This is a genomic window from Dongia sp. (assembly GCF_041918875.1).
Classification (GTDB): domain Bacteria; phylum Pseudomonadota; class Alphaproteobacteria; order Dongiales; family Dongiaceae; genus Dongia.
The window spans coordinates 1-18529 of sequence record NZ_JAYRUV010000017.1 but is presented as its reverse complement, the minus strand read 5'-3'; the positions used below and the strand labels follow the sequence as shown (position 1 = coordinate 18529).

Sequence of the window (18529 nt, the reverse complement as noted above, 5' to 3'; positions counted from 1 at the left end):
CACTCCTCTCAAGACGGTCGACGCTGCTGATAGAGACGGTCGATATAGACCGCCACCATCAGGACGAGGCCGGTCACGATGTTCTGCAGGCTGGCGTCATAGCCCAGCAGCGACATGCCGCTTTGCAGCGACTGGATGACGACGGCGCCGAGGATGGCACCGGCGATGGTCCCGGACCCGCCGGCCAGGGAACAGCCGCCGATGACCGCTGCCGCGATGACGCGCAATTCGTCCAATGAGCCGATGGAATTGCCGGCCGATTGCAGACGCGCCGAAGCGACGATGGCGGAAACGCCGACCAGCGCCCCCATGAGGACAAAGACCCAGACCGTCATGCGCTTGACGTTGATGCCGGCGCGCTCGGCGGCTTCGAGATTGCCACCCATGGCGAAGACATAGCGGCCGAAGCGCGTCTTGTTGAGAAGCAATGAGACGGAAACGGCGAGCGCCACCAGGATGAGGACGGGAATGGGGATGCCCATGAAGATGTGCAGGCCGCCCTCCGGGATTTCCCAGCCCTTCATCTCGGCAAGTTTCTTGGCGGCGACAGCCGGCATTTCGTAGGCGTTGAGCACGGCGGCAAAGCCGATGGGCAACAGGCATTGCACGGCGACGACGGCGATTTCCGCCCAGGCCGGCCGCACCGGAAATCCGTAGGCGATATGCCGGCGCCGACGGCGATGGGCCGCAAAGGCGATGGCGACAGCGGCGACAAGGGCCACGATCCAGCTCGCCGCGGCACCGATGGTGCCGTAGACACCGCCGCCCAGCAGCGTGAATGTCTCGTCGAGCGGCGCCACGGTCTGCCCTTGCGTCACCCACCAGGCACAGCCGCGCCAGATGAGGAGGCCGCCCAGGGTCACGACGAAGGAAGGCACACCGAGATAGCCGACCATCAGGCCATTGATTCCACCAAGGGTGGCGCCGATGAGGATGCCGGCAAGGGCCGCGACGATCCAGATAAGCGGATGCCCGCCGCCCAGCAATGAGGGAAGCCAGAAGGTCTGGATGACGCCGACGATCATGGCGGTGACGCCCAGCATCGAGCCCACGGAAAGGTCGATCTGGCGGATGACGATGATCAGCACCATGCCGATCGCCATGATGGCGACCGAGGTCGTCTGCAGCGAGAGGTTATAGAGATTGCGCGGCGTGATGAAACGCCCATCGGAGAGGAGGTGAAATCCCACCCAGATCCCGATGAGGCAGAGGATCATGCCGAGCAGGCGCTCGTCGATCTCCAGCCGCGCAAACAGACCTCGCACTGCATTCATGACGTCATTTCTTCAAATCTTGATGGGCCGGAAAAAAGAATACCGTGGTTGGCGTTTCTGCCAACCACGGTACAGGCAGGCTCAAACTTTATTGGCAGGCGGGCCTTATTGGCAGGCCGGGACTTTGGCGGCGTCGGCGCCCTGGCAGGCCTCTTCCTTGCTGATCCACCCGGCCTTGATGACCGTGTCGAGATTGTCCCTGGTGATCGGCACGGGCTTCAGGAAGGTGGCGTTCATCTCGACACCCTTCGGGCTGGTCCATTTCTGGGTGCCCGGCACGTCGGCAAGCTTGGTGCCCTTGGCGAGATCGATGGCGATGGTGGCCGCCGCCTTGCCGAGATCGCGCGCATCTTTCCAGACGGAAACTGTCTGCGTGCCCAGGGCGACACGGTTGAGGGCCGCCTTGTCGCCATCCTGGCCGGAGACCGGGATGCCAGCGAGGCCTTGCGCGGTCAGCGCCGCGATGACGCCGCCCGCGGTGCCGTCATTCGACGCCACGACCGCGTCGACCTTGTTGTCGTTGGCGGTAAGGATCTGTTCCATGTTGCGCTGGGCCACGGCAGGTTCCCAGTTCTCGGTATACTGCTCGCCCACCACCTTGATGTCGCCGGCGTCGATGGCGGCCTTCAGCACCTCGAGCTGGCCTTCATGCAGGAAGTCGGCATTGGGATCGGCCTGGTTACCTTTGATGAAGACGTAATTGCCCTTGGGCTGCGCGGCAAAAACGGAAGCGGCCTGCATGCGCCCTACTTCCTTATTGTCGAAGGTGAGGTAATAGGCATTCGCGTCTTCAATAAGGCGGTCATAGCCGACCACTGGAATGCCGGCATTGCTGGCGGCGGTGATGGCCGGGCCGATCGAGGCCGAATCCTGCGCCAGCACGATGAGCGCATTGGCGCCGCCGCTGATCAGGCTTTCGATGTCGGAAAGCTGTTTCGACGGATTGCTCTGCGCATCGGCGCTGATGTATTTGACGCCCGCGGCGTCGAGCACGGCCTTGATGGCGGCTTCGTCGGTCTTCCAGCGTTCTTCCTGGAAATTCGACCAGCTGACGCCCACGACCAGATCCTGCGCCTGGGCAGTGGCGAGAGTGGTTCCGGCAGCCAAGCCGGCACCGAGCATTGCAAGGGCAACGCGCCGTCCAAAGGGACGCGCCAGAAAATTCTTCATCTGAAATCTCCTCCCAGAGATAAAAGCAGTCAGCGTTGGGTGTCGTGCCAAGAGCCTGTAATGTCAGGTTTGCCCTGAGCTATTATTTTCAAACGTTGAAATTAATATCACCCGTGTCTCGCGCATGCGTCAAGCAGTTTTGTCGTTTTCGCAACTGCAGCAAGATTTGTCAGACGTATTAAGTAGTTTTGCACCGGATTTTGGCTCGATTTCTTTCGTTCGTTAAAATAAAACACCTGGAGGCAATGTGCTTATTGGACCGCCGCCCTCGATGGACAGGATCGATCTCGATCACGCGCAACCGCAGAACCGGCACCGCATCCTGCAGGCGGTGCGGCTGCACGGTCCGTTGGCGCGCGTCGATCTGGGCAGCATCGTGGGCCTGTCGCCCGCCAGCGTTTCCAGCATCACCGGCGAGTTGATGCGCGAGGGGCTGATCCGCGAAGTGCCGGGCAGCGATGCGGGACGCGGACGCGGGCGGCCCAAGGTGATGATCGAACTGACCCCGACGGCCGCCTGCATGATCGCCGTCAAACTCTCCATCAATCGGATCGAGGTAACGCTGGGCGACTTTGCCGGCGGTATCGGCAAGGTGGCGGCGCTAGCGCTCAACACGCTGGAACTGTCGGGCGAAGATCTCATCCGGGTTCTGGGGGAGATGATCGAAACCGCGATCGGGCAGGTTCCGGCCGATTTCGGGCCGCTCACGGGCATCGGATTGGCCGTCCAGGGTCTGGTGCACAAGAACGAGACCCTGGTCTGGTCGCCCGCTTTGTCGGTGCGCAATGTCAATATCGCGGCCCCCCTGGCGGCGCGCTTCAAATTGCCGGTGACGGCGATGAACGATGCCGATTGCATCGCCCTTTCCATCCGCCACCGGGCGGAATTGCAGGCGGTCGAGAATCTGGCCGTCGTCATGCTCGGCACGGGTGTCGGCATGGGGCTGATCCTGGGCGGGCGGCTGCATTCGGCCAGTTCCGGCGCCGGTGCCGAGTTCGGCCACACGAAGTACCAGATCGACGGGCCGCTCTGCCATTGCGGGCGGCGGGGCTGCGTCGAAAGCTTCGTCGGCGATTACGCGCTCTACCGCGACGCGCGCTCGATGCTGGATCTGCCCAATACCGACGCGCTGCATCCATCGGACGAGCAGATGCAGGCGCTGGTCGATCTCGCCCGCAGCGGACATGCCGTCGCGACCTCGCTGTTCCAGCAGGCGGGCCGGGCACTGGGCTATGGACTTTCCAATCTCATCGCCCTCATCGGCCCGGAGTTGATCCTCATCACCGGCAGCGGCGTGCGCGGCTATGACCAGATGGAGCCGGAAATGCGCCGCGCCCTCGACGAAGCGCTGGTCGACACGCTTCTCGCCCCCACGGAAATCCGCCCCTATCCCTGGACCGCCGACCTCACCATCCGCGGCATCGTGCTGCAGGTTCTGGACGGCGCACGCGGCGGCTGAGCGACGTCAGCGCGGGAGATGCGCTGATCGGGCCGATCTGCTACATTCCGGCGGCCCAGGGGGTGCTGCCGGTTCATGAATGATTCGACGAAAACTGTCTCGATCGTGGTGCCTTTCTTCAATGAAGGCGAGAATGTTCAGCGTTTCCGGGAGGCTCTTCTTCCCCTGCTGGATAATGTTCCGGGAATCGCGTTCGAAATCGTCTGCGTCGATGACGGCAGCAGCGACAACACGCTGGAGCGGCTGGTGGCGACAGTGCGCCAGGATTCTCGCTTTCGGGTGATCGAATTGTCGCGCAACTTCGGCAAGGAGGCGGCGCTCACCGCCGGCATCGACCACGCGCGCGGCGACGCCGTCATTCCGATGGATGCCGACCTGCAGGATCCGCCGGAACTCATTCCCGACATGATCGCGGCCTGGCGGAAGGGCGCCGAGGTCGTGCTGGCGCGGCGTAGCGACCGCCGTGCCGATCCGGTGCTGAAGCAGCGGACCGCCGCCTGGTTCTATCGCATCCATAACCGGCTCTCGAACCTCAAGCTACCGGAGAATGTCGGCGATTTCCGCCTGATGGACCGGGTCGTCGTCGATGCGTTGAAATCGCTGACCGAGCAGCAGCGCTTCATGAAGGGCCTTTTCGCCTGGGTCGGCTTCAAGACGGTGACGCTCGACTATCAGCGTCGCGCGCGTGCGGGCGGCGGCAGCAAGTTTTCCGGCTGGAAGCTGTGGAACTTCGCGCTGGAGGGGATCACCTCCTTCACGACCTTGCCACTCAAGATCTGGACCTATATCGGCCTGATCGGGGCCTTGGCCAGCGGGGCTTATGCGGCATATATCGTCATGCGCACGCTGGTCGTGGGCATAGATGTGCCCGGCTATGCGTCGCTCCTCGTCGCGGTGCTCTTTATCGGCAGCCTGCAGCTGATAAGCATCGGCGTTCTTGGTGAATATATCGGGCGGATCTACATGGAGACGAAACGGCGCCCGACCTACATTGTCCGCCACCGCTTCGACCGAGACGAAGAATCCTGACCAACCACTGAGCACACAAAGACGATGCACACATTCTCGTTGCGCGATCTGGCGGGTCGCGCTTTCCGCTTCGGGTTTGCTGGCATACTCGTAACCTTGCTACATGTGCTGATTGCTGCTGGTTTGATTGAGTTTGTCGACATAGCGCCGGCCTTGGCCAATGGCATCGCTTTCTCCATCGCGGTCTTTGCGTCCTATGTGTCGAATACGTTCTGGAGCTTCGCGCGCAAGCCCGCTCTCGGTAGTCTGGCACGCTTCGTCATTGTTTCTATTCTTGGCCTTGGCGTTACCGTTGCCGTTTCCGGACTGGCGGCTGAACAGGGGCTTTCCTACTGGATCGGTATCGGCTGCGTTGTTCTAATCGTTCCGCCTCTCACCTTCCTGCTGCACAATTTCTGGACCTATCGATGATCGACCGATGGCGCCGGATGATGTCGGTGAAATGGCTGTTCTTATTGGCCATAGCACCGGTGTTTTCGTTCCTCTATCTGGACACGATCAGGGATCCCGTGTTCAGCGCGCACCGGGATTTCGGCGTCTTCTATACCGCCTCGACGCTGGTCTGGCGCGGAGAGGCCTTGCTGCTGTTCGAGCCGGACGCCTTTCGCGCCGCCCTGGCTGAAATCATGGGCGAGAGCTTTCCCTATCTGCCCTTTCCCTATCCACCGCATAGCCTGTTGATCTTCCTGCCGCTCGCCGCGTTCCCCTTCCTGGTCGCCCTGGCTCTGTGGCTTTCCGCTGGCCTTCTCGGGATCGCCGCTGTCTTGTGGCGCCCTTTGATGCGACACTGGGCGACGGCCCTGGCATTCCTGCTGGGGCCAGCCAGTGCCGTCAACATGGCCGCCGGACAGAATGGGTTCGTTTCGGCGGCCCTTCTCTGCGGCGGGCTGATGCAATTGCCGCATCGCCCCATCCTGGCCGGCATGCTGTTCGGCCTGATGAGCTACAAGCCGCAGCTCGGTGTCCTCGTGCCGCTCATACTGATGGCGGGCGGTCATTGGCGGGCCTTCTGGTCGGCGAGTGCGTGCGTGTCTATTCTCGTCCTTGCGAGCCTGCTTCTGTTCGGACAGGAAGCCTGGCTTCTCTATTTCACCAGGAGCGGGCCGCAACAATTGCAGCTCGCTCAATATTGGGTCGGGAGGTTCCAGGAAATGTCGCCGACCTATTTCATGTTCGGGCGGCTGGCGGGCTTTGCCCTGTGGCAGGCCTGGACATTGCAGGTTGCTGCAGCACTTGGCGGAACCGCGGGAGCCATCTGGGCCTATCGACAGGCCAATGTGCCGCATGCGCTGAAAGTGGCTGTGGTGCTGATCGCGATATTCATCATATCTCCCTATGCCCTCACCTATGACATGCCGATGGTGAGCCTCGCGCTCCTGCTTGCCCTTACCACTTTCAAGCCGCGCTGGTGGGAGAGTCTGGTCTTCGCCGCGGTTTGGGTAACACCGGCTCTGGCGCAACTGGTCAAGATTCCCTTCGGTCCATTCCTCATGACGATTGCTTTCCTCATGCTTCTGTACCGGGCTTGGATGTTGCGTACGGAGCTGCCGACGGGAAGGCCGACCTCGTCATGACCGACCGGATCAGACATGGATTGATCCGGAAGACAGGGGCATTGCGCGTCCTGCTGCCGACGGCTGCTCTTTCGCTGCTTTTTCTCTGGATCGACAGCGGCGTCTTCCTTCACGAAACACTGTCACGCGGACAGACCTTCGGCCGTGACTTCGCCTCTTTCTGGACAGCATCGACCCTGGTCTGGCGCGGTGAGGCGCTGACATTGTTCGATCCGGCGACCTACCAGACAGCGCTCGATCAGATCATGGGCTCCAATCTGGCCTTCATGCCGTTTCCCTATCCGCCATCCGCCCTGTTTTATCTACTGCCTCTGGGTGTTCTGCCCTATGGATGGGCCTTGGTCCTGTGGCTGGCCGTGACCATCGCGTTGCTGGCATTTCTCCTGCGCCGGCAATTGACACCCGCCTGGCTCGGCCTTCTGCTGCTGGCACCGGCGAGCGCCGTCAACATCTCGACCGGGCAAAACGGCTTTCTGTCGGCGGCATTGCTCTGTGGCGGGTTGCTGGTACTGGAGAAGCGCCCCATTCTGGCCGGCATGCTGTTCGGCCTGCTGAGCTACAAGCCGCAGCTTGGCCTGATCGTTCCGCTTCTGCTCATCGCCGGCGGCTATTGGCGGACATTCATCGCCGCCGGCGCCACGGTGGCTCTGCTTGTCATCGGCAGCGCCCTCATCTTCGGCAGCGAGGCCTGGCTGCTGTTTCTTGAGAAAACGGGCCCGCAGCAACTTGCGTTCATGCAGTCCGGAACAGGCCGGTTTCAGGCCATGACCCCCAGCTTCTTCATGACAGCACGCCTCGCCGGCATGCCGACCTGGACCGGTTGGCTTCTGCAGGCGCTCAGCGCCTTGGCGGCCATCGTGGGCACATTGCTGGCATGGCGACGAGATATCCCGCCACGGATGAAAGCCGCCATCGCCATGGTGGCGGCCTTCATGATCTCGCCTTACGTGCTGAGCTATGACATGGTGATCTTGGCCGTGGCCATGGCCCTCGCGATACCGATGCTGGGTGGCCGCTGGTGGAGCTGGGGCGTGCTGCTCCTGTCATGGACCGCGCCCATATCGATGCTGTTTGTGCCCACCTGGCTCGGGCCGGTCAGTACAAGCTTGCTGTTTCTATTGTTGCTGTGGCGATCGGCGAACCCAGACATCGAAGCGCCGGCTCTCGTCGGACAGGAATGAGGAGATCGTATCGACCTTCTCATACTGTTGCCAGATTTCGGCAAAGCGCCTGTCCTGGATGTAGTAGGCGATCATATCGACGCTGATGCCGTTATATATGCGCGTCGGGCGATCCTGATAGGTGAGGTCGACGAACACCAGCGCCGGTCGGAGCTTTTCGAAATCCTCCACGGTCGAATCGAAATCGATCCGGGCCAGCCATGCCAGCTCCGTCCGTCTCTTTTCGTTCAATGTCGCTTCCATCTGCCTGCCGCGCAGGATTTCCGGCAGCAGCCATTGCGTGGCATATCGCGACGCCCAGCGCGCACCCGAATCGAGAACCAGGGGAAAACCCGTCGACAGGTTCGACGACATCATGAACACATTGCCGCCTTCGGCATAACGCTTCACATATCCGACCGCGTCCTCGGCGAACTGGTTGCGATAATATCCGGACTGCGCGGTCTGCAGGAAGATCAGCAGCAGCGGTGCCAGCGGCAGCGTGTATCGCTGGCGCACCGATATTTTCCGGGCCGAGGCGCGATCAGCCAAAGTGAGGCTTGCCAGTTCGACCGACGCGATCGCCAATGTCAGGTTGGCGGGCAGCGCGTGATAGGCCCAACCCTTGCCTTGCCAGAAATAGCAGGCCGCGAACGCCAATGCAGCGACGAACAACAAGTCCGCGCTTCCGACCTGTCCAATGTAGCGACGAGCAAGAAAAAAGAAGCCGATGCCTAGTATCATCGGCAGCGCCGCTGGCTGGGCCGCGACGAGCCACAAAGGCAGTGTATAGGCGCTGTAAGCGGCAAGGATCAGCGGCACGGATACGGAGAGATATTCCGGATGCACCAAGAGCACGAAGGTAGCGTAGAGCAGGCCGGCTGCGGTGGCGGCGTAGATCTCCCAACGGAAAAGAACGCGAAGACTGCCGGTAGCGAAGATGAGATAGGCTTCCACCATCAACGGCGCCAGCAGGAAATAGTGCTTGATGGAAAGGCCGATGCCCGCCATGAGGCCCGCAATGATGGCGGTGCCGGGCTTCACCTCCATGCCGCGCAGCCGAGCGGCGCTGGCATAGAAATATGGCAGGCCCAGAATGACGGCGAAATGCTCGCGCTGACCGAAGACGGCGACCGGCACAATCAGCATAACGGCGGCAATGGCGATTGTCTTCCAGCGCCGTTCGCCGGGCGATGCCATCTTGTCGAAAGACATGGCCAGTAGCAGGGAAATCGCCGACAGCGCCAGAACGAAGAATGTTACGCAGAACTTCACAGGCAGGCCCGTGACCGCAGAGACGACGACCGGCAGCAACGTCAGATAGAAGGTGATCGGCGGGCTGACTTCGATAATATCGATATAAGGCCGAATGCCTTCCAGCTGGCGGAAGTTGCAATAGACATACCAGGCGACGTCATGATGGAGCTGGATAAGATTGTAGAACAACAAGCCCGCCGCGAAGAGCAACAGCAGAACAAGTCTGTAGATCGGCAGGCTTATGCCGGGATGGCTCTGCTTCATGGCATCTGACTCTCTTCGATTTCAGCGACGCATCGTTTCCTTGGGTTCCGTTGGTTTTCGCCCGCCAAAGGTGAAGAACTTATGAATGAGGAACGACAGCAGGACAGGCGCAACGAGGCCGCAGGCATGCGCGATCTCATCGGCATGGCGGACGATGCCGATAAAGGGAAAGACGATGGCCTCGAGTATCGTGGAGACGGTCCAGACCACCGGGAACATCAGCGCATTGGTGCCCACGAAGAAGGACAGGCGATGGCCGAGCGACCGCACCGAATTCGGAAAGACAAAGATGCAGTTGAGGATGAAGGCGACGATGACGCCGGCGACATAGGCGACCGCCACGGCCGCGGCGAAACTGAAATAGGCGGCAAGCCACAGGCGCGCCAGCCAATTGGCCATGGCGGCCGTTCCGCCGACCAGCAGAAACAGGCCGAACTGGCGATTGACGAATTGCCGGCGCATCCAGCCGAGCAACGTCACGAGATGTCCTCTGCCATCGTCCGGCCCATTTGCACGCTTTCGGAAACGCCGCGATCTTCGGGATAATAGCTCGACGTGTCGGCGATCTGCAGGCCGTCGATCGGGGACCTGACCGGCGGCAGGGTGCGTGCGAAGCCGGGCGGGCAGACCGGCTGCGCATAGCGCAAGCGCCCGACCCGTGCCGCCAGGAAATCGCCGTCGGCCAGTTCCGGATTGATCAGCTTCATATAGCCGCGCGTCCGTTCGATCAGAGCGTCGTCCGCCTGGGTAAACAATGGATGGTCGAGCGGCAGATAATAGGGGATGTAGACGACATGCGCCGGCTCCATCTTGCGCAAATTGCTGAACTCGATCATGCCCGGCACATCCATCCGGGCATCGTTGACATTGATCCAGAAGTGCGGCGACAGCCGGCGCCTCAGTTTATGGACGATGCAGATCGCGCCGATATTCGCAATTCTCCGATAGGCATCCAGTGCCGGCGCCGGAAGATCTGGAATCAGGTTCGGGATAAGAGGCAGCGGAACCGTCGAGACAACCCGATCGGCGGCGAAATATCCGCTCGCCGTGCGAACGCCTTTGACCGCGCCGTTGCCGACCTCGACGAGCTCCGCCGGTGTCGACAGATGGATGACGCCGCCCAGTTCGACGATGCGTTGGACGAGCCGGTCTGTGAGGGTTTGCGAGCCACCTTCGATATAGCCCAGTTCCTCCTGGAACAGATTGCGGCGCGACTGGCCGGCGCGCCGGATCCGCGCCCAGATCCATGCCGCGGAGACATTGTCGGCGAACCTGTGAAACTTCAGCTCCATCAGCTTGCGCCACACGCGGTCATAGGCCTCGTCGCCCACCCATCGGCGCAGCCAGTCGACCGCCTTCTGATCGTCGAGATCGCGCCAGTGGCGCCGCCGCATGGACAGGAAGGCGTGCAGGCCATAGCGAAACTTGGCAACAAGGCTGAGATGCGGGAAGCGCAGCAGCGACAAGGGATCACCCCAGCCATGCAGCCGGCCGTCGTAGAAATAGCCCATGCTGGTCGGACGCCATTGCACGGCATTGCCGAGACCAAGCTCGTCAAGCAAGGCGAAGGTCGCCCGATCGGTGCGGCAGACGAAATGATAGAAGCGCTCTATATCCAGCCCGTCTAGATCGAAATGCGCCGCCATGCCGCCGGCAACCTTGTCGGCTTCGAGCACGGTAACCTGGTGACCGTACTTCGCCGCGTGATAGGCTGCCGCCAGTCCCATAACGCCCGCGCCCAGAACAACGACCCGCGCCATCACCGCACCCTAGAAAGCCAGCACGATATCGGAATGGGCCCTGTCGAGATAGGTTTCGGCCAGGGCCTGGCGCAGCGGCGTCGGTGTCACGCCGAAGAGACGCGGCCAGTCGGTGACCGGAAATTCTTCGGGAATGATCAATGCCTCCAACTGATGAACGGTGAAGGGTGGCGCCGAATCGAACAGCGCATGGACTCGCAGCATCCACCAGAACAGCCGGTAGGGAATGTGCACGATGCACGTACGGGCCCCGACCACGTCGCGGATCTGGCGGATAAGGTCGACGTAGGAAACGCGCTCTAGCCCGGAAATGTCGAAACTGCCCTGCCGGCGCCCGGCGAGGCAGGCGAGAATGATGGCCACGAAATCGCCGACATAGAGCGGCTGGCGGATATAGGCGCCATCGCCTGGAATGGGAAAGATGGGGGAGCGCGCCATGAAGCGGCGCAACCAGCCCAGATGCTTCCGATCGTACCAGCCGAACATCAAGGTCGGCCGCAGAACGACCGACGGAATGCCGCAGCGGCTGACCAGTTCTTCCTGTTCCTTTTTCGTCTCGGTGTAGAAATCGACGGCCTGCGAATTGATGACGGACGAGCTGATATGGACGAGATAGCGGATGCCGGCCGCCCGCGCCGCGGCGATCGCATGCCCGGTGGCGACGACATTGTTGCGGATAAAGTCCGCCTTGTTCACGCCGCCGATCTGAGCATGGCACATGACGACGGCATCGCTGCCCGCGAAAGCGGCTTGCCACGCGCCGGCTTCGCTGAGATCGGCCTCGATCACCTCGATATCGGGGTGCAGGCGCCGCAGGATCGCGACATTCGCCGCATGCTTGTCGATCGCGACGAGCCGAAGTCCCGCCTGTTTCTTGAGGCGCGTAACGAGATTGAGGCCGACAAGGCCGGCGGCCCCCGTGATGACGATCTTCTCCATCAGATCGACAGCCTGTTGAAGACGGCTGTTGGCAGCATGCGGATCGCCAGCATGATCCAGCGCCAGAAGCCCGGCACATAGACCACGGGCCGCCTGCCATCGGCCGCACGCCGGATCGCAGCCGCGACGGCCCGCGGCTGTGCCCAAAGCGGCCCCTTCTTGTCGAAGGACGCGGTCATCGGCGTGTCGGTCGGCCCGATCTTGACGACGATGGACCTGGGTCCGGCATTGGCGAATTCATGCGCCATGCCTTCGGCCAATGTGGCGACCGCAGCCTTGGCGGCACCATAGACATAATTGGCGCGCCGGCCGCGATCGCCGGCGACCGATCCGAAGACGATGAGGGCGCCGTGTCCCTGGTGCAGCAATTGGCGGCGTGCAATCGCCATCCAGCGCACGACCGAAGACAGATTGGCTTCCAGGATCTCTGCCAGTTCCAGATCGTTCGTCAAGGCTTCGGCCTGATCGCCAAGATAGCCCTGGGCCACGAATACATAGTCGATTGTGCCTTGGACATGTGCCGCCAGCCGCGCGAAGGCCGCGTCGGCATCCACCGCGGCAGCGACGATTTCGCAATCGACGGCAGCGGCGCCAAGGAGCCGCAGATTGTCGGCCACGGCCTGCAGCCGGCCGGCATGCCGCGCCACCAGAAGCAAATGGGCGCCCTCGGTGGCGAAGATGCGCGCCAAATGCTCCGCGATCGCCGAGGTCGCGCCGACGACGAGAACCGACTTGGCCTTTCCATTCTCCCTCATTGCCCTACCCTGCGCCAGAAGCCGGAACTGTAATGGGGGTCGACGAAGGCGGCAAATTCCCCCAGCCGTGCGTAGCCGTCCTTGAACATGGCCGGCGGCATGCGGCCGTCCTTGGCGGGGTAGAGCCTGCCGCGGGCTTCGGTCACGATGGCGTCGAGCGAAGCCAGCAACGCAGATGTCGCATCGCCGCGGTTGGGAAAGTCGAGAGCCAATGTCGTGCCCGGCCGTGGAAAGGAGAGCATGCCCGGCGAGGCCAGGGCACCGAAGGTCTTGAGGACCGCCAGAAAGGATCCCGTGCCCGCGCCCGATATCTTCTTCAGCAGCGCGCGCGCCGCCGCTTCGGCCGATTCCGGCGGCAGGACGCATTGATATTGATAGAAGCCGTCGCGGCCATAGCCCCGGTTCCAGTCCTGCACCGCATCGAGGGGGAAGAAGAAGGGCAGCAGATTCTGCCGATAGCGGCGGCGGCCCCATCGCCCGGCCGCCATGTAGGCCGCGTTGAACAGGCGAAGGCTATACCGGTTGAGGAGATGCGCCGGCAGGTCGATCGGCAGGCGCATCGGCAAGGACCCGTGGGCAAGACCGTATCCACCATCCGATGCGTGCCGCGCGCGCATGAAAAGACCGCGCCCGACAGCCGGTCCTTCCGCCAGGCAATCGACCCATGCAACGGTATGCTCCCAAGGCCCGGCGCTTTCGGCCGCGAGCGCATGGAAGCCGTCCAGCGTCTCGAAGGGTATGCGCTCGACCTCCAGCCACGCGCTGTCGATCTGGCGCAGCTCGATTTCCGCCCAGGTGATCGTGCCGGTAAGGCCAAGCCCGCCGATCGTTGCCGCAAACAGGCCGGCGTTCCGTTCGGAGGAGACGAGATGGGTCGAACCGTCGGAGCGCCGGAGTTCGAGCGCCCGTACCCAGCGCCCGATGGTTCCACTGCCATGGTGGTTCTTGCCGTGCACATCGTTGGCGATCATGCCGCCAAGGGTCACATGGCGCGTGCCCGGCATGACAGGAACGACGAACCCGCGCGGCACGGAAAAGCGCAGCAGCGCGTCCAACGAGATTCCGGCCTCGGCTTTCAGTATCCCACCGGTCGCGTCGAAGCCTATCAGGCGATCGCAGCGCGTGAGGTCGAGGAGACAGCCGCCCGGATTGAGGCAGCTGTCGCCATAGGAGCGCCGGCAGCCGACCGTCAGCAGACTGTCATTCGCCGCCGCCTGGGCGATGAGATCCGGCACATCGTCCAGCCAGGATGCATATGCCACGCGATGCCGCGGCCGCGTGACACGCCCCCAGGAGCGGACGGAATCCGTTTCGCTGAATGCTGTCATAGGGCCAGCAGGAACGAAACCGCGACGAACACGCCCAGCGACAGGCTGGAGCGGTCGCGCAGCGCAAACGTGATGGGATCGTCCGGCATCGCGCCGCGATGGGCGAGAATCCAGATGCGGCCGAGCCAGATGGCGAGCAATAGCGGAATCGCCCAAAGCCAGTTCGGGTGCAGGAACGTGTTGCGCTGAAACGCATCCAGCACCAGGAACACGATCATGATGACCAGGGCGGCGATGCCCGAACCGACACCGACCACGAGCGTCAGTGCCGCATCCTCGGCAACGTAGCCGCGTCGCGATAGGGCGTTCGCATGTTCCTGGGAACGCAGCAGCTCGGCGTGCCGCTTGGCAAGCGCCAGGTCGAAGAAGAAGAACATGGCGAAGGTCAGCAGCCATTCCGAAAAACGGTCGCCGGTGAGCGCAATTCCCATCGTCAGCCTGCTGGTGAACAGCATGGCGATCACCAATGCGTCGAGCAGCGGGATCGTCTTCAGATAGACACTGTAAAGGACGGTCAAGGCAACATAGAGCAGAAGGAAACCAGCAAAAGCCGGCGACAGGAGCCAGCCGAGGAAAAGTCCGATGGCGAGTCCGCCCGCCGTGGCCGCGGCCGCATGCGCGATCGGTATGGCACCCCGCGCGATCGGCCGCCGATGCTTCGACCAGTGCCGGCGATCGGCTCCGACATCGCTGAGATCGTTGAACAGATAGGTTGCCGAGACGACGAGTATCAGCACCGCGAAGCCAAGCGGCATGCGGACCAGATCGTCGGCATCGGTCCAGCCGCGATCGAGCAGGAACGGAATGAATATCATCAAATTCTTGGCCCAGTGGTGCGGCCTGACCGCGCGCAGCCAGTCGGACAGCGACGCGGCCGCGCGGCTGAAATCGGCTTCGATCCGTGCCCCCTGCATGCCACCGTCAGCGCGCGCCGATACCGTGACATGCGCGGCGGCCGCGGAAGCGATTGCGGGGTGTTGGCGCCGATCGCCGACGAAGGTGAAACCGCCCCGCCAGCGTGTATCGATTGACGCCGGCAAGGCGTCGTCGGGCGACAGCAGCCCGGCAATACCGGCAAGGGGGCCTTGATGGGCAAGACCGGCGGCGGAATCCGGTAACAGGAACAAGGGCCGGCCGGCCGCATGCTGCGCCTTGAGCCATTCCACCAGTTCGGCGGCAACCGGCAGACCCTGCGGCGCCAGCGCGATCTCTTCCGCCATCGCATCCGTCAAGGAGCGGCGCCTGCCGGAGGCGGTGACGAACGCGCGCCATAGAGCAGCCGTCTGATGCAGCGCGCCCTCGATCAGACGCTCGTGAGCGATGTCGGTCGGAAAGATCGTGCCGCAGGCCGCGATCAGAATCGGACGGTCCGCGGGCGTCACGCCGCCCGGGGAGGAATTGAGGGAGTGGGTGCCGACCGGTTCGCTCTCGAAATTGTCCGGGCCCACGCGGTGCCTCAGGATTCCGGTGCCGACGGCAAGGCCTGTGGCGGGCGATGAGCGATGGCCTGCCCTGCTCCTGGCGCCGATTGATGCCGCGTCATCGCCGCCTCGTCGCGCGCTTGCGCCAGTTCGCGCCGCGCCGCGCGCAATTGCTGGCGCGTATGGCCGCCCGAGAGCCAGGTGGCGAGAGAGCCGAACAGGAAGCCGAAGACGATGGCGCCCAGCGTGAACATGAACAGCGGCGCGCTGATATCCCATGGCAGCGGCCACAGGCTCAAGGAGACTTCCTGCCGGTTCATCAGGGCGAACAGAATCACCAGCAGGGCCACCGGCAATGTGACGATCCAGGCGAGTCGGTTCATGGGCGAATGCTTCCCTTCGATGACCACGTCATGACGTGGTTATGGCGGCAAGCGCCATGCGTCACCCAAAGCAGCGGGGGGCCGCTCAGTTGCTGCCGGGTTCCTTGACCGGCTGGCCAGCAGCCGGGGCGGGGGCGGCCGCGGTCTCGCCGCCGGCGGGCTTCGCCGGACCGTCACTGCGGGCATTGAGGCGGTCGCGCAATTCCTTGCCGGTCTTGAAGAAGGGGACCACCTTCTCATCCACCGCAACGGTTTCACCGGTCCTGGGATTGCGCCCTTTGCGGGCATCGCGCTGCTTTACCGAAAAAGCGCCGAAGCCCCGCAACTCAACGCGATCCGAACGCGCCAGCGCATTGGTGATCTCTTCGAAAATGGCCGTGACGATCCGTTCCACATCCCGGTGATAGAGATGCGGATTGAGTTCGCCGATGCGCAGAATCAATTCCGATTTGGTCATCTGTTAGGTCCCCATCCGCCCGCGGCCCGAACGCTCATTTTCCTTGATCATCAGGACCATGGGCGCATCCCCTGCCCATATTGTGGAGGGAAGCGTGCCGGGAAAAATCGGCCTCGTCAAGGATAAGCCGCTCATTTGTCTATGTTTTTTGGCGGAGACCTAATTCCGGAACGGTAACGGGCCGGAAAGGTCGCCCTTTCCGGCCCGTCTTGACCTGTTTTGACGCCTTTAGAGCATCAAATGCGCAACAAAATTACTCAAACTTGAGTTATTCGTCGTCGCCCTTCTTCTTCTTGGCCTTGCTCAAGGCGGCGCCAAGGATGTCGCCGAGGCTGGCGCCCGAATCGGACGAGCCGAATTCGGCCATCGCCTGCTTGTCCTCTTCCATCTCGCGCGCCTTGATGGAGAGCGTGAGCTTGCGGGTCTTGGCGTCGATCTGGGCGATCTTCGCATCGACCTTTTCGCCGACCGCGAAACGGTCGGGGCGCTGCTCGGCGCGTTCACGCGAGAGGTCCGCCTTCTTGATGAAGCCCGGGATGCCGTCGCCGACGGTCACTTCGAGACCGCCATCGGTCACCGCCGTGACGGTGCAGGTGACGACATCGCCCTTCTTCATCGTGCCGGCGGATTCGGCGAAGGTGTCCTTCTTCAGCTGCTTGATGCCCAGGCTGATGCGCTCCTTCTCGACATCGACGTCGAGGAGCTTCACCTTGACCATCTGGCCCTTCTTGTAATCCTGCACGGCTTCCTCGCCGGCACGATCCCAATCGAGGTCCGACAGGTGGACCATGCCGTCGATCTCGCCCGGGAGACCCACGAACAGACCGAATTCGGTGATGTTCTTGATCTCGCCTTCGAGCTCGGAACCGACCGGATGCTTGTCGATGAAGGACGACCACGGATTGTCCATGCACTGCTTCAGCCCGAGGCTGATGCGGCGCTTCGTGGGATCCACGTCGAGCACCATCACTTCGACTTCCTGGCTGGTCGAGACGATCTTGCCCGGATGCACGTTCTTCTTGGTCCAGCTCATTTCGGAGACGTGGACCAGGCCTTCGATGCCGGGCTCCAGTTCGACGAACGCGCCGTAATCGGTGATGTTGGTAACGCGGCCCTTGAGCTTCGCACCGACCGGATACTTCGCGGCAACGCCTTCCCAGGGATCCGCCTCGAGCTGCTTCATGCCGAGGCTGATGCGCTGGGTTTCCGGATTGAAGCGCACGACCTGAACGTTGACGTTCTGGCCGATGTGGAGCGCTTCCGACGGATGGTTGATGCGGCGCCACGCGATGTCGGTGACGTGCAGCAGACCATCGACGCCGCCCAAATCAACGAACGCACCGTAATCGGTGATGTTCTTCACCACACCCTGCAGAACCTGGCCTTCCTTGAGGTTGGCCACCAGTTCGCTGCGGGCTTCCGCGCGGCTCTCTTCGAGCACGGCACGGCGGGAAACAACGATGTTGCCGCGCGCACGGTCCATCTTCAAAATCTGGAACGGCTGCGGCGTGCCCATCAGGGGGCCCACATCGCGCACCGGGCGGATATCGACCTGGCTGCCGGGCAGGAACGCGACGGCGCCGGAGAGGTCGACCGTGAAGCCGCCCTTCACGCGGCCGAAGATCACGCCGGTGACGCGCTGATTGTCCTTGAACTGCTTTTCGAGGGCGGTCCACGCTTCTTCGCGCTTGGCCTTCTCACGGCTCAGCATCGCCTCGCCGTTCTTGTCTTCCATGCGCTCGAGATAGACTTCGACCACATCGCCGATCTTGATCTCGGCCTTGCCGGCCGGGCCGCCGAACTCACGCAGGGCCACGCGGCCTTCGGATTTCAGGCCGACATCGACCAGGGCGAATTCGCCGTCGATGGCGACGACGGTGCCCGAAAGCACCGAACCCTCGAGACCCTGGGCAAAGCCCAGCGATTCTTCGAGGAGGGCTGCGAAGTTTTCCTTGGCAGCGGGAATGTCATGGGCGGCAACGCGGGCCGCAGCGGATTTAGCCATTAGAGAGTAGTTCCTTTCATCGTCATTTTTCCGGCCAGCCGGTTGTCTCCGGCGGTCTGGTGGTCACGCAGTTGAAAAACACGAAACCCGAGGATCCGCGCCCAAAAGCCGTCAGAGCTTGAGGCGCTCCTCCACGATCGCTTTGGCTTTCGCGAAGACCTGATCGATATCGAGATCCGAGGTGTCGAGGTGGACGGCGTCATCGGCCGGCTTCATCGGGGCATCGGCGCGCGCTGCATCGCGGGCGTCGCGGGCCCTGATATCCTCTAAAACCCGGGCGTATATAGCTTCTTC

General features: G+C 62.5%; 18 protein-coding genes. 5 read left to right on the top strand and 13 right to left on the bottom strand.

From position 1 onward, the window contains the following. Window positions 1-8: 8 nt before the first annotated feature. Together ACE3TY_RS17120 and xylF are read right to left on the bottom strand one after the other, a co-directional pair. A complete protein-coding gene (locus ACE3TY_RS17120; protein WP_374655182.1) occupies window positions 9-1274 on the bottom strand; it encodes a sugar ABC transporter permease in 1266 nt (421 codons plus the stop codon). Window positions 1275-1379: 105 nt separating this feature from the next. Beyond that, window positions 1380-2444 carry a D-xylose ABC transporter substrate-binding protein gene (xylF, locus tag ACE3TY_RS17115; protein ID WP_374655180.1) on the bottom strand — a complete coding sequence of 355 codons (1065 nt, stop codon included), beginning with the start codon at window positions 2442-2444 and terminating at the stop codon, window positions 1380-1382. A gap of 271 nt (window positions 2445-2715) precedes the next feature. Here xylF and ACE3TY_RS17110 point away from each other — a divergent pair, with 271 nt between their 5' ends. The 5 genes from ACE3TY_RS17110 (at window position 2716) to ACE3TY_RS17090 (ending at window position 7687) form a co-directional block, all read left to right on the top strand. Further along, window positions 2716-3903, top strand: a complete 1188-nt coding sequence (locus ACE3TY_RS17110) for an ROK family protein (protein WP_374655178.1) — start codon at window positions 2716-2718, stop codon at window positions 3901-3903. Between the two features lie 75 nt (window positions 3904-3978). Next, window positions 3979-4932 carry a glycosyltransferase family 2 protein gene (locus ACE3TY_RS17105; protein ID WP_374655176.1) on the top strand — a complete coding sequence of 318 codons (954 nt, stop codon included), beginning with the start codon at window positions 3979-3981 and terminating at the stop codon, window positions 4930-4932. 24 nt (window positions 4933-4956) lie between these two features. Continuing rightward, window positions 4957-5343, top strand: a complete 387-nt coding sequence (locus ACE3TY_RS17100; RefSeq protein ID WP_374655174.1) for a GtrA family protein — start codon at window positions 4957-4959, stop codon at window positions 5341-5343. Beyond that, window positions 5340-6506 (top strand): glycosyltransferase family 87 protein, encoded by a 1167-nt coding sequence (locus ACE3TY_RS17095; protein ID WP_374655172.1) that lies wholly within the window; start codon window positions 5340-5342, stop codon window positions 6504-6506. Before ACE3TY_RS17100 ends, ACE3TY_RS17095 begins: the two co-directional genes overlap by 4 nt. Window positions 6507-6526: 20 nt before the next feature. Beyond that, the gene (locus tag ACE3TY_RS17090; RefSeq protein WP_374655170.1) at window positions 6527-7687 is read left to right on the top strand and encodes a glycosyltransferase family 87 protein; all 1161 of its coding nucleotides are present in this window, start codon (window positions 6527-6529) and stop codon (window positions 7685-7687) included. Here ACE3TY_RS17090 and ACE3TY_RS17085 read toward each other — a convergent pair. The 11 genes from ACE3TY_RS17085 to ACE3TY_RS17035 all read right to left on the bottom strand — a co-directional run. Continuing rightward, window positions 7622-9187 carry a hypothetical protein gene (locus ACE3TY_RS17085; protein WP_374655168.1) on the bottom strand — a complete coding sequence of 522 codons (1566 nt, stop codon included), beginning with the start codon at window positions 9185-9187 and terminating at the stop codon, window positions 7622-7624. The two genes, ACE3TY_RS17090 and ACE3TY_RS17085, sit on opposite strands and share 66 nt — an antisense overlap. Window positions 9188-9208: 21 nt before the next feature. Further along, window positions 9209-9667 (bottom strand): GtrA family protein, encoded by a 459-nt coding sequence (locus tag ACE3TY_RS17080; protein ID WP_374655166.1) that lies wholly within the window; start codon window positions 9665-9667, stop codon window positions 9209-9211. Further along, the gene (locus ACE3TY_RS17075; RefSeq protein ID WP_374655164.1) at window positions 9664-10947 is read right to left on the bottom strand and encodes an NAD(P)/FAD-dependent oxidoreductase; all 1284 of its coding nucleotides are present in this window, start codon (window positions 10945-10947) and stop codon (window positions 9664-9666) included. Before ACE3TY_RS17075 ends, ACE3TY_RS17080 begins: the two co-directional genes overlap by 4 nt. 9 nt (window positions 10948-10956) lie before the next feature. Next, window positions 10957-11886, bottom strand: a complete 930-nt coding sequence (locus ACE3TY_RS17070) for an NAD-dependent epimerase/dehydratase family protein (RefSeq protein ID WP_374655162.1) — start codon at window positions 11884-11886, stop codon at window positions 10957-10959. After that, window positions 11886-12641 carry an SDR family NAD(P)-dependent oxidoreductase gene (locus tag ACE3TY_RS17065; protein ID WP_374655160.1) on the bottom strand — a complete coding sequence of 252 codons (756 nt, stop codon included), beginning with the start codon at window positions 12639-12641 and terminating at the stop codon, window positions 11886-11888. The genes ACE3TY_RS17070 and ACE3TY_RS17065 overlap by 1 nt, the downstream gene beginning before the upstream one ends. Further along, entirely contained in the window at window positions 12638-13969 is a 1332-nt protein-coding gene (locus ACE3TY_RS17060) for an FAD-dependent oxidoreductase (RefSeq protein ID WP_374655158.1), read from the bottom strand. Before ACE3TY_RS17060 ends, ACE3TY_RS17065 begins: the two co-directional genes overlap by 4 nt. Next, window positions 13966-15417, bottom strand: coding sequence for a UbiA family prenyltransferase (locus ACE3TY_RS17055; protein ID WP_374655156.1), 1452 nt, complete (start codon window positions 15415-15417; stop codon window positions 13966-13968). The genes ACE3TY_RS17060 and ACE3TY_RS17055 overlap by 4 nt, the downstream gene beginning before the upstream one ends. A gap of 8 nt (window positions 15418-15425) precedes the next feature. Then, window positions 15426-15773, bottom strand: a complete 348-nt coding sequence (locus ACE3TY_RS17050; protein WP_374655154.1) for a lipopolysaccharide assembly LapA domain-containing protein — start codon at window positions 15771-15773, stop codon at window positions 15426-15428. A gap of 85 nt (window positions 15774-15858) precedes the next feature. Beyond that, window positions 15859-16230, bottom strand: coding sequence for an integration host factor subunit beta (gene ihfB, locus ACE3TY_RS17045; RefSeq protein ID WP_374655152.1), 372 nt, complete (start codon window positions 16228-16230; stop codon window positions 15859-15861). 268 nt (window positions 16231-16498) lie between these two features. Beyond that, complete coding sequence (rpsA, locus tag ACE3TY_RS17040; RefSeq protein ID WP_374655150.1) at window positions 16499-18235, bottom strand: 30S ribosomal protein S1; 1737 nt, start codon at window positions 18233-18235, stop codon at window positions 16499-16501. A 111-nt stretch (window positions 18236-18346) separates the two neighbouring features. Beyond that, window positions 18347-18529 (bottom strand): (d)CMP kinase (locus ACE3TY_RS17035; RefSeq protein ID WP_374655148.1); only part of this gene is annotated, 183 nt, incomplete at its 5' end.